Origin of the sequence: Nonomuraea aridisoli (genome assembly GCF_003236395.1) — a bacterium.
GTDB lineage: Bacteria > Actinomycetota > Actinomycetes > Streptosporangiales > Streptosporangiaceae > Nonomuraea > Nonomuraea aridisoli.
On the sequence record NZ_POUD01000035.1, the window covers coordinates 1 to 23,411 of the forward strand.

21 protein-coding genes are annotated in these 23,411 nt (G+C 73.3%); 11 read left to right on the plus strand and 10 right to left on the minus strand.

Going from position 1 to position 23,411, the window contains the following annotated elements:
- Positions 1–716, minus strand: a 716-nt coding sequence (locus C1J01_RS11340) for an MFS transporter (RefSeq protein WP_146615559.1), incomplete at its 3' end; no start/stop codon positions are given.
- 59 nt (positions 717–775) lie between these two features.
- Here C1J01_RS11340 and C1J01_RS11345 point away from each other — a divergent pair.
- The 9 genes from C1J01_RS11345 (at position 776) to C1J01_RS11385 (ending at position 10,698) form a co-directional block, all read left to right on the plus strand.
- Positions 776–1,765: an ArsR/SmtB family transcription factor gene (locus C1J01_RS11345; protein WP_235854380.1), complete on the plus strand. Its 990-nt coding sequence runs from the start codon at positions 776–778 to the stop codon at positions 1,763–1,765.
- Between the two features lie 82 nt (positions 1,766–1,847).
- Positions 1,848–2,813: a sugar-binding transcriptional regulator gene (locus C1J01_RS11350; RefSeq protein ID WP_111178892.1), complete on the plus strand. Its 966-nt coding sequence runs from the start codon at positions 1,848–1,850 to the stop codon at positions 2,811–2,813.
- 131 nt (positions 2,814–2,944) lie between these two features.
- A complete protein-coding gene (locus C1J01_RS11355; RefSeq protein ID WP_220039854.1) occupies positions 2,945–4,033 on the plus strand; it encodes an ABC transporter substrate-binding protein in 1,089 nt (362 codons plus the stop codon).
- A 7-nt stretch (positions 4,034–4,040) separates the two neighbouring features.
- Positions 4,041–4,835: an ATP-binding cassette domain-containing protein gene (locus tag C1J01_RS11360; RefSeq protein ID WP_111178893.1), complete on the plus strand. Its 795-nt coding sequence runs from the start codon at positions 4,041–4,043 to the stop codon at positions 4,833–4,835.
- On the plus strand, positions 4,832–6,118 hold the full coding sequence (locus C1J01_RS11365; RefSeq protein WP_220039855.1) for a sugar ABC transporter permease: 1,287 nt from the start codon (positions 4,832–4,834) through the stop codon (positions 6,116–6,118). The genes C1J01_RS11360 and C1J01_RS11365 overlap by 4 nt, the downstream gene beginning before the upstream one ends.
- Complete coding sequence (locus C1J01_RS11370; RefSeq protein WP_111178894.1) at positions 6,118–7,599, plus strand: FGGY-family carbohydrate kinase; 1,482 nt, start codon at positions 6,118–6,120, stop codon at positions 7,597–7,599. Before C1J01_RS11365 ends, C1J01_RS11370 begins: the two co-directional genes overlap by 1 nt.
- A complete protein-coding gene (locus tag C1J01_RS11375; protein WP_111178895.1) occupies positions 7,596–9,083 on the plus strand; it encodes an FGGY-family carbohydrate kinase in 1,488 nt (495 codons plus the stop codon). The genes C1J01_RS11370 and C1J01_RS11375 overlap by 4 nt, the downstream gene beginning before the upstream one ends.
- Positions 9,080–9,694, plus strand: a complete 615-nt coding sequence (locus C1J01_RS11380) for a histidine phosphatase family protein (protein ID WP_111178896.1) — start codon at positions 9,080–9,082, stop codon at positions 9,692–9,694. The genes C1J01_RS11375 and C1J01_RS11380 overlap by 4 nt, the downstream gene beginning before the upstream one ends.
- 11 nt (positions 9,695–9,705) lie before the next feature.
- Positions 9,706–10,698, plus strand: coding sequence for a 2-hydroxyacid dehydrogenase (locus tag C1J01_RS11385; protein WP_438943112.1), 993 nt, complete (start codon positions 9,706–9,708; stop codon positions 10,696–10,698).
- Here the strand turns inward: C1J01_RS11385 and C1J01_RS11390 are convergent.
- The 4 genes from C1J01_RS11390 to C1J01_RS11405 all read right to left on the minus strand — a co-directional run bounded on the left by C1J01_RS11390 (position 10,695) and on the right by C1J01_RS11405 (position 16,045).
- Complete coding sequence (locus tag C1J01_RS11390) at positions 10,695–11,468, minus strand: AMP-binding protein (RefSeq protein ID WP_146615560.1); 774 nt, start codon at positions 11,466–11,468, stop codon at positions 10,695–10,697. The genes C1J01_RS11385 and C1J01_RS11390 overlap by 4 nt on opposite strands.
- Positions 11,469–11,782: 314 nt before the next feature.
- Entirely contained in the window at positions 11,783–14,137 is a 2,355-nt protein-coding gene (locus tag C1J01_RS11395) for an ATP-binding protein (protein WP_146615561.1), read from the minus strand.
- Positions 14,138–14,197: 60 nt separating this feature from the next.
- Complete coding sequence (locus C1J01_RS11400; protein WP_111178899.1) at positions 14,198–15,649, minus strand: penicillin-binding transpeptidase domain-containing protein; 1,452 nt, start codon at positions 15,647–15,649, stop codon at positions 14,198–14,200.
- A 36-nt stretch (positions 15,650–15,685) separates the two neighbouring features.
- Entirely contained in the window at positions 15,686–16,045 is a 360-nt protein-coding gene (locus C1J01_RS11405; protein WP_111178900.1) for a MerR family transcriptional regulator, read from the minus strand.
- A gap of 105 nt (positions 16,046–16,150) precedes the next feature.
- On the opposite strand from C1J01_RS11405, the gene C1J01_RS11410 reads away from it, so the two are divergent.
- The gene (locus C1J01_RS11410) at positions 16,151–16,312 is read left to right on the plus strand and encodes an aldo/keto reductase (RefSeq protein WP_220039858.1); all 162 of its coding nucleotides are present in this window, start codon (positions 16,151–16,153) and stop codon (positions 16,310–16,312) included.
- A 6-nt stretch (positions 16,313–16,318) separates the two neighbouring features.
- On the opposite strand, the gene C1J01_RS11415 is transcribed toward C1J01_RS11410, so the two are convergent.
- Positions 16,319–16,942 carry a TetR/AcrR family transcriptional regulator gene (locus tag C1J01_RS11415; protein ID WP_111178901.1) on the minus strand — a complete coding sequence of 208 codons (624 nt, stop codon included), beginning with the start codon at positions 16,940–16,942 and terminating at the stop codon, positions 16,319–16,321.
- A 34-nt stretch (positions 16,943–16,976) separates the two neighbouring features.
- On the minus strand, positions 16,977–17,873 hold the full coding sequence (locus C1J01_RS11420; RefSeq protein ID WP_111178902.1) for a VldE C-terminal domain-containing protein: 897 nt from the start codon (positions 17,871–17,873) through the stop codon (positions 16,977–16,979).
- Positions 17,874–18,068: 195 nt separating this feature from the next.
- Between C1J01_RS11420 and C1J01_RS11425 the strand changes: the two genes are divergently transcribed.
- Positions 18,069–19,502: an aldehyde dehydrogenase gene (locus C1J01_RS11425; protein WP_111178903.1), complete on the plus strand. Its 1,434-nt coding sequence runs from the start codon at positions 18,069–18,071 to the stop codon at positions 19,500–19,502.
- A gap of 241 nt (positions 19,503–19,743) precedes the next feature.
- Here the strand turns inward: C1J01_RS11425 and C1J01_RS11430 are convergent, their stop codons facing one another.
- The 3 genes from C1J01_RS11430 to C1J01_RS11440 are packed head-to-tail and all read right to left on the minus strand — an operon-like array spanning position 19,744 to position 23,381.
- On the minus strand, positions 19,744–20,496 hold the full coding sequence (locus tag C1J01_RS11430) for an alpha/beta hydrolase (RefSeq protein WP_235854382.1): 753 nt from the start codon (positions 20,494–20,496) through the stop codon (positions 19,744–19,746).
- Positions 20,497–20,528: 32 nt separating this feature from the next.
- On the minus strand, positions 20,529–20,903 hold the full coding sequence (locus C1J01_RS11435) for an AMP-binding protein (protein ID WP_220039857.1): 375 nt from the start codon (positions 20,901–20,903) through the stop codon (positions 20,529–20,531).
- Between the two features lie 57 nt (positions 20,904–20,960).
- Positions 20,961–23,381 carry a LuxR C-terminal-related transcriptional regulator gene (locus C1J01_RS11440; RefSeq protein WP_111178905.1) on the minus strand — a complete coding sequence of 807 codons (2,421 nt, stop codon included), beginning with the start codon at positions 23,379–23,381 and terminating at the stop codon, positions 20,961–20,963.
- Positions 23,382–23,411 lie beyond the last annotated feature (30 nt).

Here is a 23,411-nt window from a genome sequence, read left to right on the forward strand (position 1 = left end):
AGATGCGTATAAGAGACAGGGCACACGCACGGCAGCCAGCAGGCCAGCAGCAGCCCGCGCACCGGCCCGTCGCTCAGCAGCCGCCGGTTGACCCGCAGCGTCTGGCGTACCGCGCCGGGCCCGGCCGTGCCGCGGGCGGGGCGGTAGGGGAGCCCCCATCGCAGCACCACGGCGGCGGCGACGGCCGTCGCCGCCGTGGCGGCCAGCGCCGAGGACGCCCCGGTGAAGGCCAGGAACGCGCCCCCGGCCGCCATGCCCGCGATCTGCGCCGCGGCCGACACCATGGTGAGCACCGAGCGGCCCAGCACGAATGCGTCCCCGGGCAGCACCTCGGGCAACATGGCGTTGCGCGCGGCGAGGAACACCGGCGAGAACAGCCCCGTGGCCACCACGAGCGCCAGCATCGCCCACACCGGCAGCCCGGCGTAGGCGAACAGCAGGCACGTGACCGCCCTGACCAGCTCCCCGGCCGCCATCAGCCCCCGCGCCGGGATCCGGTCGGCCAGCGAGAGCAGGAACAACCCGCCCAGCACGTACGGGAGCCACCCGGCCATGTAGACGGCGGCCGAGAGCCCGGGCGACCCGGTCTGGGTGTACACCAGCACCGACAGGGCCAGCATCTTGATCTGGTCGCCGCCGATCATCAGCGCGAAGCTGCCGAACAGCACGCGGAACTCCTTGACGGCGAACACCTCGCCGAACGTCGCGCTCTTCATGGAGCCGATGCTCCGGCCGGCCCCTGCCCTGGGGCGATTTATTCGGATATAACCGAAAGGTGCAGGTGACCATCGAGGTCGTCCCCCAAGATCTGGTGGCCAGCAGGTTCGCGATCTCCCCGTTGATCGAGACCATGCACGCCCAGTGGGTGCTCGCGGGGCGCTACCGGGCGGGCGCGCACCGGGAATGGGCGGCGCGGTGGCGGGAGACGTACCGGGGGCTGGTGCGGCGCTATCCCGTGCTGCGGGCCGCGGCCGCGATCAGCGGCAACAAGGGGGCGGACAACGTCGACTTCATCGCCCCTCCCCCGACGGCGGTGGACGTGCCGTTCGAGGCGGAGCTGGCCGCCATGCGGGCGACGCCGCCGGAGCAGGCGCACGCGGAGATCACCCGGGTGCTGGCCGAGCGGCCGCCGGCGGCCGGCTGGGTGCGGGACCTGCTGCTGGGGCCGGACGTGGTGGAGCTGTTCGCGCAGGCGTACGCGGCGGTCTGGACGGAGATCATCGTGCACGACTGGCCGCGTTTCCGGGCGGTCCTGCAGCGGGACGTGGCGCAGCGGGCCGGGCGGCTGGCCGCCTACGGCTGGCAGGCCGCCCTGGAGGACCTCGGCCCCGGTGTCCACTGGCGGGCCGGCGGGCGGATCGAGATCGGGGCGGCCCCGGCCGGACGGGTCCACCGGCTGGGCGGGAAGGGGCTGCTCTTCCTGCCGTCGGCGTTCATGGGGGACATCGCCGCCTACCTGGACGACGCCTGGCCGTACGCGTTGATCTACCCGGCGCGCGGCATCGCGGCGCCGCCGCCCGCGCCGGAGGGCGGGCTCGCGGCGCTGATCGGGCGCAGCCGGGCGCGCCTGCTCGCCGAGCTGGCCGAGCCCGCCACCACCACCCAGCTCGCCGCCCTGCTCGGGCGGAGCCCGGGGACGACGAGCGAACATCTGACGGCTCTGCGCCGGACGGGCCTGATCAGCGGAACCCGCGTCGGCCGTGGCGTCCTCTACACCCGGACCCCTCTGGGTGACGCCTTGGTCAACGGCTACTCTTCCGCCTGAGGACACCGAGAACCGCGTCGGACCGCCGAACCCCGCATATCATCGATTGCGCATCGGTTCAGCACAAGTGTTCAGGAGTGCCATGAATGCCGCCGACGTCGCACCAGAGACGCAGGCCCGGTTCCCCCACGAGCTGATGTACACGGCGGCGCAGCAGTACTACCTGGAAGACGCCACGCAGGGCGACATCGCCAAGCGGCTGGGCGTCAGCAGGGCCACCGTCAGCCGCCTGCTCACCGAGGCCCGCAAGCAGGGCATCGTCGAGATCAAGGTGCACAAGCCGGCCTCGCTGGAGGAGGGCCCGCTGGCCGCCGACGTGGCGCAGGCGCTCGGTCTGCGCCGGGTCCACATCGTCCCCAAGGTGAGCGGTCCCGCCCTCGGCCCGTGGCTGGCCCCGGCCGTGGCCCGCGCGCTGGCCACCACCGGCCTGCGCTCGGGCGACGTCGTCCTCGTCTCCTCCGGCACCACGGTCTACGAGTGCGCCCGCGAGGGCCTCGGCCAGTACCCGGGCGTCACGATCGCGCCCGCCGTCGGCGGCCAGGAGGAGCCGCAGCCCTGGTTCCAGACCAACGAGACCACCCGCATCCTGGCCGAACGCGTCGGCGGCGTGCCCGCCTACCTGTACGCCCCGGCGCTGCCCGGCCCCGAGCTGTTCGCCTCGCTGCAGCACGAGCCGTCCGTACGCCGGGTGATGGACCTGTGGGCACAGGCCAAGGTGGCGATCGTCGGCGTCGGCTCGGCCCCGCTGATGCGGCAGATGGTCCCCTCGCTCATGCCCCGCGACGCCGAGAGCCTGCGCCGGGCCGTGGGCGACGTGTGCATGCGGGTCTACGACCGCGACGGCGCCCCGGTGACGTACCCGGGGAGCGAGCGGCTGGTCGCCACCGAGCTGGAGGAACTGCGGCGCATCCCGCACACGATCGCGGTCGCCGTCGGCGCGGAGAAGGTGCTCTCGATCGTCGCCGGCGCCAGAGGCGGCTACTTCAACCAGCTCGTCACCGACATCCCGACCGCGGAGGGCCTGCTCGCGGCCGCGCACCAAATCTGAACACTTTTGCTGGACAAAGTTTCTCACCCCACGCTACCGTGAGCCGCACCACAGGATGTGCCTGCTTGTGAGGTATGTCCGTGTCTCGGGGGCTGCGTCATGATCCCCAGTAGCGAGTGAGGAATGAACCCGTGAACAGAGCGAAGATGCGGACCACCGCGCTGGCCGCAGTGGCAGTGCTCGCAGGCTCGGCGCTGGCGGCGTGCGGCTCCGGCTCGACCGCGGGCGGCGGCACCGGCGGTGGCGGTGGCGACCTGGAGAACGCCAAGGTCGCCTTCCTCATGCCCGACCTCGCCTCCACCCGGTACGAGCTCCAGGACAGGCCCCTGTTCGAGGCCAGGATGAAGCAGCTCTGCCCGAGCTGCCAGGTCATCTACCAGAACGCCGACTCCGACGCCGCCAAACAGCAGCAGCAGGCCAACTCCGCGCTCGCCCAGGGCGTCAAGGCCATCGTCATCGACCCGGTCGACTCCGCCGCCGCGGCCACCATCGTCAAGACGGCCCAGTCGCAGCAGGTGCCGATCATCGCCTACGACCGGCCGATCCCGGCCACGCCCGCCGACTACTACATCTCGTTCGACAACGAGAAGATCGGCCAGATGATCGCGCAGTCCCTGGTCGACCACCTCAAGGCCGAGAACGCCGAGGGCGGCATCCTCCAGGTCAACGGCTCCCCCACGGACGCCGCGGCCGGGCTGATCAAGAAGGGCATCCACAGCGCGGTGGATCCGAGCGGCTTCGAGCTGCTGGCCGAGTACGACACCCCCGACTGGCAGCCGGAGAAGGCGCAGACCTGGGTCAGCGGCCAGATCACCCAGTTCAAGGACCGGATCGTCGGCGTGGTCGCCGCCAACGACGGCACGGGCGGCGGCACGATCGCCGCGTTCAAGGCCGCGGGCGTGGACGTGCCGCCGGTGACCGGCAACGACGCGGAGGTGGCCGCCGCGCAGCGCATCATCGCGGGCGACCAGTACAACACGATCTCCAAGCCGATCAAGATCGTCGCGGAGGCCGCGGCGAACGTGGCCTGGGACTTCATGCAGGGCAAGAAGCCCGCCGGCAAGGCCACGCTCTACGACACGCCGTCCGAGTTGTTCGTCCCCACGGTCGTGACCAAGGAGAACATCAAGGAGGTGCTCTTCGACAGCGGCATCATGAAGGCCGCCGACGTGTGCACCGGCGAGTACGCCACGGGCTGCGACGAGCTCGGCATCAAGTAGGAGCGAGATGACCGTCCTGTCCCTGCGCGGCATCAGCAAGACCTTCGGCGCGGTGGCCGCGCTCACCGACATCGAGCTCGACGTCGACGCGGGCGAGGTCGTCGCCGTCGTGGGCGACAACGGCGCGGGCAAGTCGACGCTGGTCAAGATCCTGTCGGGCGTGCACCCGCCGGACTCGGGCACCATCACGTTCGAGGGGCGCGAGGTGGCGATCACGAACCCGTCCGCCGCGCAGAAGCTGGGCATCGCCACCGTCTACCAGGACCTGGCGCTCTGCGAGAACCTCAACGTCATCCAGAACCTCTTCCTCGGCCACGAGGTCCGCCCGCTGCGGCTGAACGAGGTGGCCATGGAGACGCGGTCGTGGGAGTTGCTCCGCCAGCTCTCGGCGAAGATCCCGAGCGTACGGGTGCCGGTGGCGGCGCTGTCGGGCGGCCAGCGGCAGACGGTCGCCATCGCCCGGTCGCTGCTCGGCGACCCCAAGATCATCATCCTGGACGAGCCCACCGCCGCGCTCGGCGTCGCCCAGACCGCCGAGGTGCTCAACCTGGTCGAGCGGCTGCGCGAGAACGGCCTGGGCGTGATCATGATCAGTCACAACATGGCCGACGTGAAGGCCGTGGCCGACACCGTGGCGGTGCTGCGGCTCGGCCGCAACAACGGAGTGTTCAAGGTGAACGACGTCTCCACCGAGGACATCATCGCCGCCATCACCGGCGCCACCGACAACGTGGTCTCCCGCCGCGCGGCGGCCCGCGAGGGCGCGGCGGCGCACACGCCGCAGGAAGGACGGCCGTCGTGACCACCCGCGAAGAGAACGCGAGGCATCGAGGCGACCGAGCCGCCGAACGAAGTGAGACCACGAGCACCGACCTCCAGGACGAGCGACTGCGCAGCCGGGACGGCGTGCGCGGGGTCGTCACCGACATCGTGGAGCGGGCCCGCGGCGGCGACCTCGGCGTCATCCCGGTCGTGGTCGGCCTCGTGGTGATCTGGACGGTCCTGCAGATCCTCAACCCGATCTTCCTGTCCAGCGCCAACCTGGTGAACCTCACCCTGGAGTCCGCCGCCGTCGGCGTCATCGCGCTCGGCATCGTCTGCGTGCTGCTGGTCGGCCAGATCGACCTGTCCGTCGGCTCGGTCAGCGGCCTCGCGGGCGCGGTGCTCGCGGTGCTGTTCGTGAGCGAGGGGCTGCCGGTCTGGCTGGCCATCGCGGCCGCGGTCGTCATGGGCGCGGTCATCGGATGGGTGTACGGCCAGCTGTTCAACCGGTTCGGCGTGCCCAGCTTCGTGATCACGCTGGCCGGCCTGCTCGCCTTCCTCGGCCTGCAGCTGTACGTGCTCGGCACCAAGGGCTCGATCAACCTGCCGTTCGACTCGGGGCTGGTGAACTTCGCGCAGCTGGCGTTCGTGCCGGCCTGGTTGTCGTACACGCTGGCGGTGGTCGCGGCGGTCTGGTTGTTCGTCAGCGGCCACCTGCACGCGCGCGAGCGGCGGCGGGCCGGGCTGTCGGCGCGCGGCACGTCGGTGCTCGCGGCGCGGAGCGTCGCGCTGCTGGTCGTGCTGGCCTTCGTGGTCTGGTACCTGGGGCAGACGCGCGGCGTCGGCTGGATGTTCGTCTTCTTCGTCGCGCTGGTGCTGATCATGCACTACCTGCTCTCGCGGACGAAGTGGGGCCGCGCCGTCTACGCCGTGGGCGGCAACGTGGAGGCCGCCCGCCGGGCGGGCATCAACGTCAAGGCGATCTACACCTCCGTGTTCGTGCTCTGCTCGACGTTCGCCGCGGTCGGGGGCATCCTGGCCGCCGCCCGGCTCGCCGCGGCCAACCAGAGCAGCGGCGGCGGCGACGTCAACCTCAACGCCATCGCCGCGGCCGTGATCGGCGGGACCAGCCTGTTCGGCGGGCGCGGCACCGCCTTCGGCGCACTGCTCGGCATCATCGTGATCCAGTCCATCTCCAGCGGCCTGACCCTGCTCAACCTCGACTCCTCCATCCGGTTCGTGGTCACCGGCGTCGTGCTGCTGCTCGCCGTCGTCGTCGACTCCGTGTCACGGCGCTCGCGGACCTCGCACGGCAGGGCGTGATGGCCGTCATCTGCGTGGACGCCGGGACCACGGTCATCAAGGCGGTCGGCTACGACGACTCCGGCGCGGAGGCGGCGGTCGCCCGGCGCGAGACCGTCGTGTCGAGGCCCGCGCCCGGCCACTGCGAGCAGGACATGGCCGCCGTCTGGGACGCGGTCGCCGCCACGGTGCGCGAGGTCGCGGCCCGGGTGGGCGGCGCGGACGTGGTGGCCGTCACCGCCCAGGGCGACGGCTGCTGGCTGGTGGACGCCGGCGGCGAACCGACCGGCCCCGCGATCCTCTGGAACGACGGCCGCGCGGCCGACACGGTCGACGCCTGGACCCGCGAGGGGATCGCGGCGGCGGCCTTCCGCCGCAACGGCTCCTCGGCCGCCTCCGGGCTGCCGCACGCCGTCCTGACGTGGCTGAAGGAGCACGACCCCGAGCGGCTCGCCCGGTCCCACGCCAACCTGACGTGCGGCGGCTGGATCTTCTCCCGGCTGACCGGGGAGCTGGCGGCCGACGAGTCCGACGCCTCGGCGCCGTTCATGGACCTGCGGGCGCGGGCGTACTCGCCGGAGTTGCTGGCGCTGTTCGGGCTGGAGTGGGCCGAGCGGCTGCTGCCGCCGGTGCGGCCGTGCCCGGTCGCCGGGCTGACCGCGACCGCCGCCGCCGCGCTGGGCCTGGCCGCCGGGACGCCGGTGGTCATGGCGCCGTACGACATCGCCTCGACGGCGCTCGGCGCGGGCGCGGTGGAGCCGGGGCAGGCGTGCGCCATCCTCGGCACCACGCTGAGCACCGAGGTCATCGTGGACTCCCCCGGCCTGGACGGCGAGCCGACCGGCATCACGATCGCGCTGCCCGGCGGCTATCTGCGGGCCTTCCCCACGTTCGCGGGCACGGAGGTCGTGCAGTGGACGTGCCGCCTGCTGGCGCTGGAGAGCCCGGCCGAGCTGGGCGAGCTGGCCGAGCGGAGCGAGCCGGGCGCGGGCGGCCTGGCGTTTCTGCCGTACCTGTCGCCGGCCGGTGAGCGGGCGCCGTTCTCCGACCCGGCGGCGAGGGGGTCGCTGCTGGGCATGTCGTTCGAGCATCGCCGCGAGGACGTCGCCAGGGCGGTGTTCGAGGGGCTGACCATGGTCATCCGCGACTGCCTGACGGCCACCGGGGCCGCGCCCACGGAGCTGCGGGCGTGCGGCGGCGGCGCGGCCAGCGCCTTCTGGCTGCGGCTGATCGCCGACGTGACCGGCCTGCCGGTGCGCCGCTCGGCCGACGACGAGGTGGGCGCGAGGGGGGCCTACCTCGTCGGCCTGGCCGCCACCGGGGCGGCCCCGTCCGTCGCGGCGGCGGCCGGACGGCACGTACGCCTGCGCGACGCGGTCGAGCCCGACCCCGCCCGCCGCGAACGCTACGACCGGTTGTTCGCCGACTTCCTGACCCTGCGCGACGGCGCCGCGGGCTCGTGGCCGCTGCTCGCGGAGATGCGTACGAGAGGCCGTACATGAGTGTGTGGATCGGCATCGACCTGGGCACGCAGAGCGTGCGCGCGCTGGCCGTCACCGGCGAGGGGCGGGTGCTCGGCGCCGGCAGCCGCCCGCTGACCAGCCACCGCGACGGCCCCCGCCACGAGCAGGACCCGGAGCAGTGGTGGAGCGCGCTGGCGGCCGCCACCCGCGAGGCCCTGCGTGACGTGCCGGCCGGCCGGGTCGAGGGCGTGGCGGTGGACGCGACCTCTGGAACGATCCTGCTCACCGACGCCAGGGGCGACCCGCTCACCCCGGCCCTGATGTACGACGACCGGCGCGCCGACGCGACCCGCGTCAACGAGGCGGGCGCCCACGTGTGGGAGCGGCTCGGCTACCGGCGCATGCAGCCGAACTGGGCGCTGCCGAAGCTGCTGTGGCTGCTGCCGCACGCCCCGGCGGGCGCGCGGCTGGCCCACCAGAACGACTTCGTCAACCGGCGCCTGACCGGGCACGAGGTGGCCACCGACCTGTCCAACGCGCTCAAGACCGGCGTGGACCTGATCGAGGAACGCTGGCCGGCCGAGGTGTTCGACGCGCTGGGCGTGCCCGCGGGGATGTTGCCCGACGTGGTGCGGCCCGGCGCCCGCCTCGGCGAGGTGTGCGCGGCGGCGGCCGAGGAGACCGGCATCCCGGCGGGCACCCCGGTCGTCGCCGGCACCACGGACGGCTGCGCGGCCCAGCTCGGCGCGGGCGCCCTGCTGCCCGGCAACTGGAACTCGGTGCTCGGCACCACGCTGGTGCTCAAGGGCGTCACGAAGCAGCTGATCCACGACCCGCTCGGCGTGGTCTACTCCCACCGCGCCCCCGACGGCTCCTGGCTCCCCGGCGGCGCGTCCAGCACGGGCGCCGGCGTCCTGACCCGCGACCTGCCCGGCCGCGACCTCGACCTGCTCAGCACCCAGGCCGAGGCCCGCTACGGCGGCGGCCGCTCCCTGGCCGGAGGGCTGCCCGCGCCCGTGCCGCCCCGGCGCGCGGCAGGCCCGCTGCCGCGCGCCGTCACCTACCCGCTGGTCTCGCGGGGCGAGCGCTTCCCGTTCGCGGCCCCGGACGCGGAGGGTTTCACGCTGGGCGAGCCGGCCGACGACGTCGAGCGTTACGCCGCCGTCCTGCTCGGCGCGGCCTTCGTCGAACGCCTCTGCTTCGACTACCTCGACCTGCTGGGCGCCCCCGTGGACGGGGAGATCACCCTGACCGGCGGCGCCACCAGGAGCCCGTTCTGGACGCGGCTGCGGGCCGACGTCCTGCGGCGGCCGGTCACGCTGCGGGAGAACGCCGAGCCCGCGCTGGGCATGGCCGTCCTGGCGGGCGGCGACCCGGCCCGCATGATCAGGACACGCGCCGTGGTCGACCCGTCGGGCGCCGACCTGCGGGAGCCGTACCTACGTTTCGTCGCCGAACTGGAAGAGCGCGGCTGGCTGGACGCCAGAGCCGCCGCGCACGCCCGTGAGAGGACCACCCGATGACCGACCTCGTGCTCGTCCGCCACGGCGAGACGGTGTGGCACGCCGAGAACCGCTACGCAGGCAGCAGCGAGGTCGAGCTGACCCCGCGCGGCCACGAGCAGGCCGACCAGCTGGCCTGCTGGGCGGCGGGGGCGGGCCTGGCGGCCGTGTGGGCGTCCACGCTCAGCCGGGCCACGATCACCGCCGCGGCGAGCGCCGCCAAGGCCGGCGTGGAGCTGCGGGTGGACGCCCGGCTGCGCGAGCTCGACTTCGGCCAGGGCGAGGGCCTCACCTCCGCGGAGATGAAGGCCCGCTTCCCCGAGGCCAGGGCCGCCTTCGAGGCCGACCCCGCCGCCAACCCGCTGCCGGGCGGCGAGGACCCGCACGCCGCCGCCGACCGGTTCGCCGCCGCGCTGGGCGACATCGCCGCCGCGCATCCCACGGACCGCGTGCTGGTGGTCGCGCACACGAGCGCCATCAGGCTCACCCTGTGCCGGCTGATCGGCGTGCCGCTCGGCGAGTACCGGCGGCTGTTCCCGCGTCTGGACAACTGCGCCCTGACCGAGCTGCGCGTGAGCGTCGGGCGGGTCGCGATGCTGCAGTACAACTCCCCGATTGGAGCCGTTCGTTGACCATCCGAGTCTTGGCCGCAGGCGACCACTTCGTCCAGAACAGGCTGTTCGCCGAGGCGCTCAGGCGCGAGGTCCCCGGCGAGCTGGACATCCGCGAGCTGACGCTCCCGTGGCCGCTGACGCCGTTCGGCAAGGTGGGCGAGGTGGACGAGGCCTCCGACGTGGAGGACGAGCTGATCGAGGCGCTGGACGGCGTCGAGGTCTGCGTGACGCAGATGGCGCCGCTGACCAGGCGGGTGCTGGAGGCCAGCCCGTCGCTGCGGCTGTTCTGCGTGAGCCGGGGCGGGCCGGTCAACGCCAACCTGGAGGCCGCGACCCGGGCCGGGGTGGCGGTGACGTTCGCGCCGGGCCGCAACGCCGTGGCCACCGCCGAGCACACCGTCGCCATGTTGCTGGCCGCCACCCGCCGGGTCCCGCAGACGCACGGCGACCTGGCCGGGGGCGTGTGGCGCGGCGACTACTACACCTACGACAACGTCGGCCCCGAGCTGGAGGGCAGCACCGCCGGCCTGATCGGGTACGGCGCCATCGGCCGCCGCGTGGGCCGCATGCTGGCGGGGTTCGGCGCGGAGGTCCTCGTCCACGACCCGTACGTCGACGTGCCGAACCGGGTGGACCTGCCCGAGCTGCTCGAACGCTCCCGCTTCGTCTCCCTGCACGCCCGCGCCACCCCGGAGACCGCCGGCATGATCGGCGCCGAGCAGATCGCCGCCATGCCGCGCGGCTCGGTGCTGGTCAACTGCGCCCGCGGCGCGCTGCTCGACTACGACGCCCTGTGCGACGCGCTGGAGTCGGGCCACCTGTTCGGCGCCGCGATGGACGTCTTCCCCGAGGAGCCGATCCCGCCGGGCTCGCGCCTGCTCACGGCGCCGAACCTGGTGATGACGCCGCACCTGGCCGGCGCCAGCAAGGAGACGGCGATGAAGGCGGCCTCGATCGTGGCCGCGGACGTGGCCCGCTACGTGCGCGGCGAGCCCCTCGCCCACCTGGCGAACCCCTCCTAACCGACCCGCTCCAGCGCCCCGCCGGGGCCGGTCACCACGGTGACGCTGAAGTCGTACGCGGTGCCGGGCAGGTCGGCGTCGTGGGCCGCGACCACCAGCGCCCCCTTGGAGACGCCGAGGCCGACCAGGGCGATGAGGTCGAAGCCGGCGTCGGGCAACCACGTGGTCAGCACCACGTCGGACTCGGCCAGGCGTACGGGGACGTCGATCTCCGCCATCCGGCCGACCAGGTCGGCGTGGGACAGGCGGCGGCCCTCGGCGAGCAGCAGGGCGTCCTGGCGGCGGGCGTCGAGCGTGGGCAGCGCGGTCGGCTCCAGCGTCAGCAGGCCGCGGAAGTCGATCGTGTCGAGGGCCGGTCCGAGCGAGACGACCTGGCGCACCCGGGACTCCTCGGCGGCCAGCACCGCCGTGCGGGCGAGGTCGGGGGTGGTGATCAGGGTGCGGGCGTCGCACGCGCGCAGCAGCCCGGCGATCTCGTCGCTGCCGAGCCCCGGATCGATCGGCGCGGCCACCCCGCCGGCCGCCACCACCGTGTGGACCGCCAGCGTCTGCGCGCCCACGGTGGAGACGTGCACCCCCACCACCTGGTCGCGCCGGGCGCCCCTGCGGACGAGCCCGGAGGCGGCCCTCGTCACCTCGGTGACCAGCCGCCGGTAGCCGTAGACGTGGCCACCGCGCAGGTCGATGAGGGCCGGACGGTCGCCGCGCTCGTAGGCCCGGCGGAACACCTCATGGATCACGGTGCCGGTGGACGAGGCGGTGGGTTTCATGCCCGCCAACGTACGACCGCACGGGCGGCCCCAGCATCCACCGATGTATGTAGGAGGTTGTGCATTCGCCCCGGCTCTGGGCGGGCCCGAGCCCTGCGCGACTCGAGCCCGCTGTCACGCGCCCGGAGCCGGACCCCCACCCCTCCGAGGAGGCCCAGCCCCACAGGGACGCGTGACGTCCCCGGTGGATCATCCGCCCCGTGCGGCGCGGCCGATCGCCGCAAGAAACGCTAGACGTGCACGGCCCTCCCCCGCATGCGCTGACATGGCCATTCGACGATGTACGCGGCCATCCCCCGCCATGTGTAGAGAGGTCACCGTCCGCCGATGACCCATGCGGCGATCTGTGTACGTGTGGAGAAGCCGAGCTTGGCCAGGATGTTGGCCACGTGGCGGGCCGCGGTCGCGGGGCTGATGACGAGTTCGTCGGCGATGGCCCGGTTGCTCAGGCCGCGGGCGACCAGCTCGGCGATCTCACGTTCCCTGGCCGTGAGCCTGCTCTGCTGGCCGACCGGCACGACGGGCTCGGGCGGCGGCTCGGGCAGGTCGCCGTCGAGGGCGCAGGCCACCGCCTGGTCCACGGTGAGCGCGCTGCCCTCGGCCCACAGCAGGCCCGTCACGGCCTCGCCCAGCGCCGCCCTGGCCGGGCGCAGCACCTCCTCGGTGCGGGCGTCCGGCTGCCGCCCGCCGAGCGTCACCGAGGCCGCCGCCAGCAGGACCGCCCTGCGGTGGTCGCCCTCGGCCGCGACCAGGCTCGCCCACGCCTCCAGCCGCCGGGCGATGCTCGCGCGCAGCCCCGCGTCGCGGCTGAGCACCAGCGCCTCGGTCAGCCGGGCCCTGGCCTGCGCGAGGTCGCCCTCGTCGAGCGCCACCCGGCCGAGCCCGGCCAGGCAGCTCACGGTGTGCTGGCGGGCGTCGACGCGCCGCAGCAGGCGCAGCGCCGCCTCGTAGTGGCGCCGGGCGGTGCCCGGGTCGCCGCAGCGCCGGGCCACCTGCGCCAGGCCGATGCGGCAGGAGGCCTGCCCGTAGTGGTTGTCGAGCTCCTCGTCGATCGACAGGGCCTCCTCGAACGCCCGCCGCGCCTCGTGCAGCCGGCCCTGGTGCAGGGCGGCGCGTGCCCTCGCGCCCTGGGCGAGCGACTCCAGGATGAGGTCGCCGCACTGCCTGGCCGCCTCCAGCGCGCGCTCCACCACCTGCTGCTCGCCGGTGAGCCGGGCCAGCACGACCGTGCCGGCGGCCTCGCCGTACGCTTCTCCGGCGGCGGCGCACAGGTCGAGCCCGGCGCGTACGTTCCGCAGCGCGGGCTCCAGGTCGCCGGCCGCCAGCGCCAGCTCGCCGCGCAGGATCAGCGCCTGCCCGTGCAGCGCCCGCGGCACCCGCGGCGAGTCGAGGGCGAGCAGCCGGTCGAGCCGCTCGACCATGTCGAGCTTGCGCCCGCTGCCGATCAGCACGAACCGTACGTCGACCAGCAGGCCGAGCGCGGTCTCCGGCAGCCCGGCGGCGAGCGACCAGTCGCAGGCGGCGCCCATCTCGGCCTTGAGCCCGTCGATGAGGTTGATGTGCCGCTCCACCACCGGCCACGGCGTGCGCGCACCCGGCGCCAGCGTCTCCCGGAACCGGCCGGCCAGCCCGGCCATCGCCAGCAGGTGGCGGCGCCGCACGTCGGCCTCCTCGCCGGACTCGGCGAGCTGCTCCAGCGCGTATTCGCGGACGGTCTCCAGCAGCCGGTAGCGTGCCTGCCCGGCGATCTCACCGTCGAGGACGACCAGCGACTTGTCCATGAGGTCGCACAGCCTGGGGAGCACCTCCGGCTCGGCGATGCCGGGGCCCGAGCAGACCGCCTCGGCCAGGTCGAGCGTCCACGCCGAACGGAAGGCGGCCGTACGGCGCAGCAGCAGGCGTTCCTGCGGGGTGAGCAGGCGGTAGCTCCAGTCGACGGCGGCCCAGAGCGTGCGGTGGCGCGGCGGAGCCGTACGGGGGCCGCCCCGCAGCAGCCTGAGACGGTCGTCGAACCGCTCGACGAGCTGCCCCACCGACAGGAACCGCACCATTGCGGCGGCCAGCTCGATCGCCAGCGGCAGCCCGTCGAGCGCCCGGCAGAGCTCCACGACCAGCGGCACGGTCTCGCCGGTCAGCTCGAAGCCGGGCCGCGCGGCCACGGCCCTGGCCACGAAGAGCCGCACGGCCTCGCTGCCGGCGCCGTCGACGGACAGCGGCGGCACCCGCCAGACCGTCTCGCCCGGCACCCGCAGCGGCTCGCGGCTGGTGGCCAGCACGCTCACCGCCGGGCAGGCGCTCAGCAGGTCGCGGCAGAGCTCGGCGCACTCGGCCACGACGGGCTCGCAGTTGTCGAGCACGAGCAGCACCCGCCGGTCGCCGATCGTCTCGGCCAGCTCGCCGGCGATGCCGAGCGCGGCGGCGACGTGCCGTCTGACCTCGCCGTGCTCCACGTCGGCCAGCTCGATCAGCCAGACGCCGCCGGGGTGCTCGGGGGCGATGCGGGCGGCCAGGCGCAGGGCCAGCCGGGTCTTGCCGATGCCGCCGGCGCCGCACAGGGTCACCACGCGCGAGACGCGCATCAGATGGGCGAGCTCGTCGACGTCGGACTCGCGGCCCACGAACGCGTTCGGCTCGGCCGGCAGGTTGCTGAATTCGGCGGATCGCAGCATCACTGTGAGTGTGGCATCAACTACGCCACGCGCCCAGACGTCAATCGTGAAGAACTCTCCTCAGGAGAGCGCCGCCTCGATGATCGCGCGGGCGACGGGCCCGACCGCGGGGGCGCGCTCGCCGGCGTCCTCCAGGACGACGCCGACCGCGACCTCCGGAGCGTCCGCGGGCGCGAAGGCGGTGACCAGCGCGTTCCGTTCCGTCCCCGGCGACTCCCGCGTGACGGCGGTCCGCGCGGCGACCCGCACGCCGGGGACGGCGACCTGCGTGCCCCCGCCGCGCTTCACCGTCGTCATCATCAGCGCCAGGTACTTCGCCAGTGTCGGAGGCACCGCCGTCCGGTACGGCGTCGGGTTGGCCCGGTTGATGACCGATCCGTCCGGCAGCCGGACCTCCTGCACCAGGTACGGCCGCATCAGCACCCCGTTGTTGGCCACCGCGGCCGACATCATGGCGACCATCAGCGGCGTCACCCGGCTCTCGTGGCGGCCGATGGCGGTCAGGGCCGTCTGCGCCCGGTCCATCGCGACCGGGTAGCGGCTCGGCGTCGCGGGCAGCGGGATCGTCAGGTCGCGGGCGTTGAAGCCGAACGCCTCCGCCTGGTCCCTGAGCAGGTCCTGCCCGAGCTGGAGCCCGATGCCGGCGAACGCCGTGTCGCACGCCTGCTGGAACGCGTACAGCAGGGTCGGCCGGCCGTTCCCGCACGGGCGGTCTCCGGCGTTGCGGACGTACGTGGACGTGCCCGGCAGCCGCAGGCGGGCCGGCGCCTCCACGGTCGCCGTGGGCGTGTACTCGCGCGAGGCCAGTGCCGCCGCGGTCGTGATCAGCTTGAACGTGGACCCCGGCGGATAGAGCCGGTCGAGAGCGCGGTTGACCAGCGGCCGCCCCGGGTCCGCGCGCAGCCGCCCGATCACCCCGGCCAGCCGCTCCCGGTCGAACGTGGCCAGCGTGCCGGGGTCGTACGTCGGGTAGGTGGCCAGCGCGAGGACCGCCCCGGTCGCCGGATCGACGGCCACCGCCGCCCCCGGCACCCCCGTCGCCTTGAGGCTCTGGTAGGCCGCCCACTGCACCCGTTCGCTGATCGTCAGCCGGACGTCGGCCCCCTCGACGGCGCCGTCCCTGACCAGCGACCGGACCTTGACCCTGGCGTCCTGGCCGGACAGCACGCCGTCCTCCGCCTGCTCGATGCCCGTGGCGCGGTTCAGCGAGAGGTGGCCGGTGACGGCCGCGTACAGCTCGCCGTGCCGGTAGACGCGGCGGTAGCGGTAGGGGCCGCCGCGGTCGAGCCGGCTGGTCGCGACGGGGGTGCCGTCGTAGGTGAGGATGTCGCCGCGCGGGTGGTCGTAGCGGGCGATCAGCGGGCGTTCGTTCCTGGGGTCGGAGTTGAGCGCGCGCGAGCCGAACGCCTGGATCACCGTGACGTGCCCGAGCAGGACGAACAGCATCACCGCGCACACCCTGGCGACGTGGCGCAGCGGCACGTTGATCCGCCTCGCCCTCGATCCAGCCATGCACCTCGGTCTAACAACCGCGGCGCAAAGACTCTGCTAGAGGACGCTGCGGTAGTAGGAGATCTTGTTCCGGATGTAGCCGCGCCGCGCGGCGAGGTTGTCGATCTGCGCCTGAACGTGCTGCTCGTGCTCCTCCAGGAGCTTGATGCGGTCGGGGATGGTGTGGTCGCCGGCGCGGCTCAGCTCGGCGAAGCGCAACATCTGCGCGATCGGCATGCCGGTGTCGCGCAGGCAGCGGACCATGCCGAGCCAGCTGAGGTGCTCCTCACTGAACCTGCGCTGCCCGGACGAGTTGCGCTCGACGGGCTCCAGCAGGCCGATCTTCTCGTAGTAACGCAGGGTGTCGAGGGTGAAACCGGTCTCCTCGACGACCTCCGCCGGGGTGTACACGCTCATGTGACCAAGAATCCCACCTGGAGCGGACTCCAGGTCAACCCGGATACGCGGGGCTTGGCATGGAGCGGACTGCGGCTCTCAGCATCCGGCGCATGACCGGCCGAGCTGGGCGCCACCCCGAACCAGGTGGTGCTGGCCTGGCTGATGGCCGGCGGGGTCGTCCCCATCGTGGGCGTCTCCACGCTGGAGCAGCTGGAGGAGGCCGTCGGCGCGACCGAGCTCACGCTGGAGGACGAGCTGCGCGCCCGCATGGACGCTCCCTGCTGAGCGGCGTCAGGGCAGGTGGTCGGCGAGGTAGCGGCGGACGAGCTGCTTGCACTCGGCGACGAGCTCCGGGTCGCCCCCGGGGGCGACCCGGAAGGCCAGTTGGAGCACGGCGTCCGCGGCCTCGACGGCGACCAGGAGCGCCCGGTCGAGCCCCGGGCCCGCGGGGGCGCCCAGGAGCTCGCGCGTCAGGGCGCGCAGACGCTCGGCGACGACGACGTTGTTCTCCTGCGTGTCGTCGAGCGTCCACCGGGCGCCCTCGAGGCCGGTGAGCACCTCGCCGAAGTCGACCGCCCCGAACCCGGGCATGGTGCGCTTCATGGCGACGAACTCGTCGACGGCCAGGTCGACCAGGCCGGTCCAGTGGCCGAGGCCGGCCGACGGGATGCGCTCGGTGATCCGCTGGAGGAACGCCTCCAGGTTGCGCCAGGCCAGCGCGCGGACCAACCCCTGCTTGTCGGGGAAGAACTGGTAGAAGGTGCCGATCGGCACCCCGGCCCGGCGGGCGACCTCTTTGGTGGTCAGCGCGTCGTAGCCGACCTCGTCGAGCAGGAGCGCGCACTCGTCGAGCATGCGCTCCACCCGTTCGGCGCTCCGGCGCTGGGCGGGGCGGCGGCGCAGGGTCTGAGTCATGACGTCCATCCTGGCCCATGCCCGGCCGCCAGGGTCAGAAGACCGACACGTGCACGTGGTCGTAGTGGTTGGCGGTCACGCCGCCGCGGTCGGACATCGGGTCCCAGCCGCCGCCCGACCGGATGTCGTAGTAGCGCTGCTTCCAGATGATGTACATGACGCCGAGCCTGGGGCCGTTCTTGATCAGCCAGGCGGCCAGCGCGTCGCCGGTCGCGGCGTCGTTGCCGGTGGCCATCCGGCCGCCGCTGGACATCATGAAGTCGCAGGCCCGGCCCTTGCCGTGTTCGCCGGGGTCGCCGGGGCGCAGGCAGCCGACGCCGTACCTCATGGGGAAGTTCTGCATGATCTCGGCGCGTACGGCGACCATGCGCTGCGTCAGGCCCTCCGAGCCGCCGGGCTGCTGGAAGCCGTACTTGGCGAGCAGGCGCTCGATCTCCTTGCGCCTGCTCTGCAGGCTCTTGATCTCCTGGCGCAGCTTCTCGATCTTCTCGTTGGCGTTGAGCTTCGCTTCTTTGGAGTCGTCGATGAGCTTCTGGATGTTGCTGACCCGCTGCGAGCGCTCCTGGGCCATGTAGTTCATGTTGGCGGCCTGCCCCAGCACCTGGTAGGGGTCGGCGCCGGGGGCGATGATCTGCAGGCCGTCGATGGGGCCGACCATGTAGGCGGTCTGGGCGATGCGGGCGACCTCCGCCTCGGCCGCCCTGAGCCTGGCCTCCAGGTCGCCGGAGGTGTCGGTGGCCTTCTTGGCCTGGACCCTGATCTCCTCCAGGCTCTGGATCTGCCCGCGGTAGCGCTCGTTGAGCTGGGCCGCCTGTTTGGTGAGTTTGCGCAGCTCGGTGATGGTGGGGTCGGCTGCCGCCGGACGAGGGGACGACAGTCCGAGCAGCCCGGCGAGGACGGCGACAAGAACGGCGAAGCGCCCGATCCTCACGCCCGCCCCCTCCCCTCATAGACGGACCGAAACTATAGAAGATGATCTTGATTTCTGTCACCCGAACCCGGGAAGTCCCGCACCATTGGCGAAGTTCGCCCGTTTTCGCGGGGGCCGCGATCCTCTTGCGCCTGTGGACAGAACATGGTTCGGTCGCCTTGACAGCAAGCATTCGGCCAGCAGGAGGCTCACGACATGCGCCAGCACGACAAGCTGTTCATCGGGGGCGAATGGGTGAACCCAGCGGGTACCGGCACGGTGGACGTCATCTCCCCCCACACCGAGGAGGTCGTCGGCCGCGTGCCTGACGGCACCGCCGAGGACATGGATCGCGCGGTCGCCGCCGCGCGGGAGGCGTTCGACCACGGGCCGTGGCCGCGGATGACGTTCGCCGAGCGGGCCGAGGTGATCGCCCGCCTGGCCGCGATCTACAACGAGCGCCAGAGCGAGATGGCGCAGCTCATCACCGAGGAGATGGGCTCGCCGATCACCTTCTCCAACCTCGCGCAGGCGCCCCAGCCGCTCGGCATGCTGCAGTTCTACGCCGAGCTCGGCAGGACGTTCGAGCAGGAGGAGCAGCGGCCGGGCGTGTTCGGGCCGATCACCGTGCGGCGCGAGCCGGTGGGCGTGGTGGCCGCCGTGGTGCCGTGGAACGTGCCGCAGTTCGTGACCATGACGAAGGTGGCGCCCGCCCTGCTGGCCGGGTGCACGATCGTGCTCAAGCCGGCGCCCGAGACGCCGCTGGACGCGTACCTGCTGGCCGAGTGGGCGGCCGAGGCGGGCGTCCCGGCGGGCGTGTTCAACGTCGTGGTGGCCGGGCGCGAGGTCGGCGAGCACCTGGTCTCGCACCCCGGCGTGGACAAGGTGGCCTTCACCGGCTCGACGGCCGCCGGCCGGCGCATCGCGGCCATCTGCGGCGAGCAGCTCAAGCGGGTCAGCCTGGAGCTCGGCGGCAAGTCGGCCGCGATCGTCCTGGATGACGCCGACCTGGCCTCCAGCATGGGCTTCCTGTCCATGGCCTCCCTCATGAACAACGGTCAGGCGTGCGTCGCCCAGACCCGCATCCTCGCCTCCCGCAACCGCTACGACGAGGTCGTGGACGCGGTCGCCGGCATGGTCAAGGCGCAGACCGTCGGCGACCCCGCCGACCCGGCGACCGGCATCGGCCCGCTGGTGGCCAGGCGCCAGCAGGAGCGCGTGGAGGGCTACATCAAGATCGGCATGGACGAGGGCGCCAAGGTCGTCGTCGGCGGCCTCGACCGGCCGTACGACAAGGGCTGGTACGTCGCCCCCACGGTCTTCGCCGGCGTCTCCAACGACATGCGCATCGCCCGCGAGGAGATCTTCGGCCCGGTCCTGGCCGTCATCCCGTACGAGGACGAGGCCGACGCGATCCGCATCGCCAACGACAGCGACTACGGCCTGGCCGGCACCGTCTGGACCGCCGACCCCGAGCACGGCATGGACGTCGCCCGCCAGGTCCGCACCGGCACGTACGGCGTCAACTGCTTCATGCTGGAGACCAACGCGCCCTTCGGCGGCTACAAGGCCAGCGGCGTCGGCCGCGAGCTCGGCCCCGAAGGACTGAACGGCTACCTGGAGTACAAGACGATCTCGCGTCTCGGCTGAGCCTCCGCCGCGCCGAGGGCCCCGGGCCGCGGGGCCCTCGCGCGGCCGGGACGCACCCAGCGCGCCCCCGCGACGCTGGATGCGGAACCCCTCGGCCGCCCGCGCCACCCCCCATGAGCACGCTCGGCGACCGCCCGACTACCAGAAGTATGTCCCAAAGCCCCGGCAAGGGCAGTTTTCTTCCGGAGGGACTTTTCTCCCGGTGGTTTCCTTCCTTACGTCCTAGATAGACGTGGATTACTCAGGAAAGGTTGGCGGCAATCCATTTGCCGATCCGGTTGACGAGTTCGGGGGTGGCGGCGGTCTCCGCGTGCCCGTATCCGGGCTCGATCCACAACTCCTTGGGATCGCGCGCGCCCGCGTAGAGCTGATCGGCGTGATCCAGCGGGAAGAACGTGTCGGCGTCCCCGTGGACGATCAGCAACGGCGCCGGCGTGACCAGCGCGGCGGCCTCGTGGGGCGGCATCGGGATCGGGTCCCACGGGCCGCGGGCGATCCTGGTGCGCTTGGCGATCCGCGCCGCCCACCGCCCGACCGGCCGCTCGATGGCCCAGTGGACCTGCCGCATCGGCCGGGTGCCCCGGTAGTACCAGCGGGCCGGGCCGCTCACCGACACCACCGCGTCGACCCCGCCGCGCAGCGCGGCATGGCGTACGGCCACCGCCGCCCCCATCGAGAAGCCCACGACCGCGATCCTGGAGTAGCCCACCACGCGGGCGTGCCTGACCACGGCCTCGACGTCGAGGACCTCCAGGTCGCCGACCGTGGTCAGGCCGCCCGAGCGGCCGTGGCCGCGGAAGTCGAAGGCGAGCACGCCGCCGTAGCCGCTCAGCACGTGGACGATGCGGCGCGCGGTACGGTCGCGCCAGGAGCCGGTGAAACCGTGCGCCACCACGATGCCCACGTCCGTGCGGCGGGACGGGGTGTGCGCGGCGTCGATGCGGACCCCGTCCTCGGTGCGCAGCATGACGGGGAAATGGGACGCGAAGGGCATGAACCCGAGCTTAGGCTCGCCCCCCGCCGAGCTCAGACCGGGTACGGCCGTGGCGCGCACAGGTCGTCGACGCCCACGACGACGCGGACGCGCGACTCGTCGGCCGCGTCGACGGCCGGCCCGACGTTGGAGATCATCACCCGCGCGCGGCTCCCCCGGACGAGCTCGCGCAGCGTGCCCGCGTCGAGGTCGGCGGGCAACGACCAGATCACGCCGCCCGCGGCCGTCACCGCCACGAACGCCACCAGCAGGTCGGGCCCGGCGGGCAGGCACACGAGCACGCCGTCGCCGTCGCGCACCCCCCTGCGCCGCAGCTGAACGGTCGCCGTCGCGGACCTCTCGTCCAGCTGCTCCTCGGTGAGCGTCAGGCCGGTGACCGAGTCCACCATCACGATGCGCTCGTCCATACCGCCCCACGTTAGGGAGGGCATCTCCCGGACACATGGGGCGGAATATGCAGATCCCTATGCAGAAGCTCTCGGAGGCGCCTGCTGGTGTTCGGCGGCCCAGACCGCGATCTGGGCGCGCGAGGTGTAACCGAGCTTCTCCATGATGTTGGCGATATGCCGGGCGACCGTCGCCGGGCTGATGACCAGCTCCGCCGCGATGGCCCGGTTGGACAGCCCCCGCGTGAGCAGGCCCGCGATCTCGTGCTCGCGCGCGGTCAGCAACGACGGGCGCACGGGCTCGGCCGGCACCGGCGCGCGCGGCGGCACCCGCTCCCCCTCCAGCACGTGGCGGGCGGCGTCGTCGGGGCTCATTGCCCGGCCGCGCGACCACAACGCGGCGGCGCGACCGTCGCCCAGCTTGGTGCGGGCCCGGCCGAGCAGCTCCTCGATGCGGATCGTGGCGGAGTGCTGGCCGATCGACTCGCGCAGCGCCGCCGCCGCCGCGGCCGCCAGCACCGCGCCCTCCAGGTCGCCTTCGTACTCGGCCAGCACCGACAGCCCCACCAGGCAGCGGGCCACGCCCTGACGCTGGCCGGTCTCCCGGCCCAGCGCGAGGCTGGCGGCCAGGCGCTCGCGCGCGGCGGTGAACTCGTGCAACATCGCCGCCACCCGCCCGATCCTGGCCAGGCAGCGGGCCAGGTCGAGGTCGCCGCCGACCTCGCGCAGCCACGGCTCGGCCATCTCGTACTGGGCCTTGGCGGTCACCAGGTCGCCGCGGGCCTCGGCCACCGCGCCGAGCTGCCCGGCCGTCCTGGCCATGATCCAGCGGTGGCCGTGCTCGCGCGCCCTGGCCAGCGCCTCCTCGCCGTGACGCTGCGCCTCGCGCAGGCGGCCGCGGGTCAGCGCCACCGCCGACAGCCCGGCCAGGCCCGAGGCCTGGTTCCAGATGTCGCCGGAACGCTCGGCGATCGCCAGGCCCTGCTCGGCGTGGCACAGCGCCTCGTCGGCGCGGCCCATGCGCAGCAGCAGCACGACCATGAGGCTGTGCACGACGCCGCGCGGGAACAGGCTGCCTGGCGCGAGTCCGGCCAGCGCCTCCCGCGCCAGCTCCAGCGCGCGGCCCAGCTCGTCGCGCGTCTCCAGCCCGTACGCCAGGCACGCCTTGGTGTAGGCGATCTCGTCCTCCGTCAGGCCGGACACGTCGAGCGCGAGCAGCCGCTCCAGCCAGCCGACGATCTCCGCCAGGTTGCCCCCGATGGGGTAGAGCCCCGTGCTGGCCCGGCACAGCCGCAGCCCCAGCCCCACCTCGCCGGAGGCGGCGGCCCAGTCGAGCGCCGCCCGCTGGTCGGGCAGGAGCGTCCTGGTCGCGGTCAGGGCCTGCAGCCGGCACGGCCACGGCACGCGCGGTTCGACCATCTCGGTCTGGAAATAGCGCTCCTGCAGCTCGCAGAGCACGTCGAGGTGGCGCTGGCGCAGCTGCTCCTGCTCGCCGGCCTGCCGCAGCCGCTCGACGGCGAAGCACCGGATGGTCTCCAGCAGGCGGTAGCGGCTCTCGTCGCACAACACGAGCGACTTGTCGACCAGGCCGCCGAGCAGGTCGACGATCTCGCCGGCGGCGATGGGCGGCCTGGCGCAGACCCGCTCGGCCAGGTCGAGGTCGAAGTCGCCGGCGAACACCGACAGCCGGCGCAGCAGCACCTGCTCCTTGTCCGCCAGCAGGTCGTAGCTCCACTCGACGGCGGCCAGCAGCGTGCGCTGCCGGGCCGGGGCCGTGCGCCCGCCCGTGGTGAGCAGCGAGAAGCGGTCGTCGATGCGGTCGGCGATCTGCCCGGGGCTGAGCAGGCGCGTACGGGCCGCCGCCAGCTCCAGCGCCAGCGGCAGCCCGTCGAGCGCCCGGCACAGCCGCACGACGTCGGGCAGGCTCTCGGGGCCCGGCCGCGTGCCGGCCGCCGCCGCGCGGTCGAGGAAGAGCTGCACGGACTCGACGTCGGCGGTGACGTCGTCGGGCAGGTCGAGCGGCGGCACCCGCCAGATCAGCTCGCTGGCGATGCGCAGCGGCTCTCTGCTCGTGGCCAGCACGCGCACCGGCGGGCAGGCCGCGACCAGCGCCTCGACCACCTCGGCGCACCGGTCGACCAGGTGCTCGCAGTTGTCGAGCAGCAGCAGGCAGCGCTGGTCGCGCAGCCGGTCGGTGACGGTGTCGAGCAGCGGCCGGCCTGCCTCCTCGCGTACGCCGAGCACCCGGGCGATCTCCTGGTCGACCAGCTCGGGGCGGCGCAGCCCGGCCAGCTCGACGAGCCAGACCCCGTCGGGATGGGCGGCCGTCAGCCCGGCGGCCACCTGAAGGGCCAGCCGCGTCTTGCCGATGCCGCCGACACCACAGAGCGTGACCACGCGCGTCTCGGCGAACAGGCCGCGCAGATCATGCAGATCGCGCTCGCGGCCCACGAAACGGTTGGGATCGGCCGGAAGGTTGTGCCGGGGGGAGTCTGGCATGTGGTCACCCTGCGTCGCGGAAGGATCACA

What these genes read in the sequence shown, in the direction of transcription:
- C1J01_RS11350 (WP_111178892.1), top strand. Translation starts at nt 1,848, where the DNA reads ATGAATGCCGCCGACGTCGCACCAGAGACGCAGGCCCGGTTCCCCCAC.
- C1J01_RS11360 (WP_111178893.1), top strand. Translation starts at nt 4,041, where the DNA reads ATGACCGTCCTGTCCCTGCGCGGCATCAGCAAGACCTTCGGCGCGGTG.
- C1J01_RS11370 (WP_111178894.1), top strand. Translation starts at nt 6,118, where the DNA reads ATGGCCGTCATCTGCGTGGACGCCGGGACCACGGTCATCAAGGCGGTC.
- C1J01_RS11375 (WP_111178895.1), top strand. Translation starts at nt 7,596, where the DNA reads ATGAGTGTGTGGATCGGCATCGACCTGGGCACGCAGAGCGTGCGCGCG.
- C1J01_RS11380 (WP_111178896.1), top strand. Translation starts at nt 9,080, where the DNA reads ATGACCGACCTCGTGCTCGTCCGCCACGGCGAGACGGTGTGGCACGCC.
- C1J01_RS11390 (WP_146615560.1), bottom strand. Translation starts at nt 11,468, where the DNA reads ATGAAACCCACCGCCTCGTCCACCGGCACCGTGATCCATGAGGTGTTC.
- C1J01_RS11395 (WP_146615561.1), bottom strand. Translation starts at nt 14,137, where the DNA reads ATGCTGCGATCCGCCGAATTCAGCAACCTGCCGGCCGAGCCGAACGCG.
- C1J01_RS11400 (WP_111178899.1), bottom strand. Translation starts at nt 15,649, where the DNA reads ATGGCTGGATCGAGGGCGAGGCGGATCAACGTGCCGCTGCGCCACGTC.
- C1J01_RS11405 (WP_111178900.1), bottom strand. Translation starts at nt 16,045, where the DNA reads ATGAGCGTGTACACCCCGGCGGAGGTCGTCGAGGAGACCGGTTTCACC.
- C1J01_RS11415 (WP_111178901.1), bottom strand. Translation starts at nt 16,942, where the DNA reads ATGACTCAGACCCTGCGCCGCCGCCCCGCCCAGCGCCGGAGCGCCGAA.
- C1J01_RS11425 (WP_111178903.1), top strand. Translation starts at nt 18,069, where the DNA reads ATGCGCCAGCACGACAAGCTGTTCATCGGGGGCGAATGGGTGAACCCA.
- C1J01_RS11430 (WP_235854382.1), bottom strand. Translation starts at nt 20,496, where the DNA reads ATGCCCTTCGCGTCCCATTTCCCCGTCATGCTGCGCACCGAGGACGGG.
- C1J01_RS11435 (WP_220039857.1), bottom strand. Translation starts at nt 20,903, where the DNA reads ATGGACGAGCGCATCGTGATGGTGGACTCGGTCACCGGCCTGACGCTC.
- C1J01_RS11440 (WP_111178905.1), bottom strand. Translation starts at nt 23,381, where the DNA reads ATGCCAGACTCCCCCCGGCACAACCTTCCGGCCGATCCCAACCGTTTC.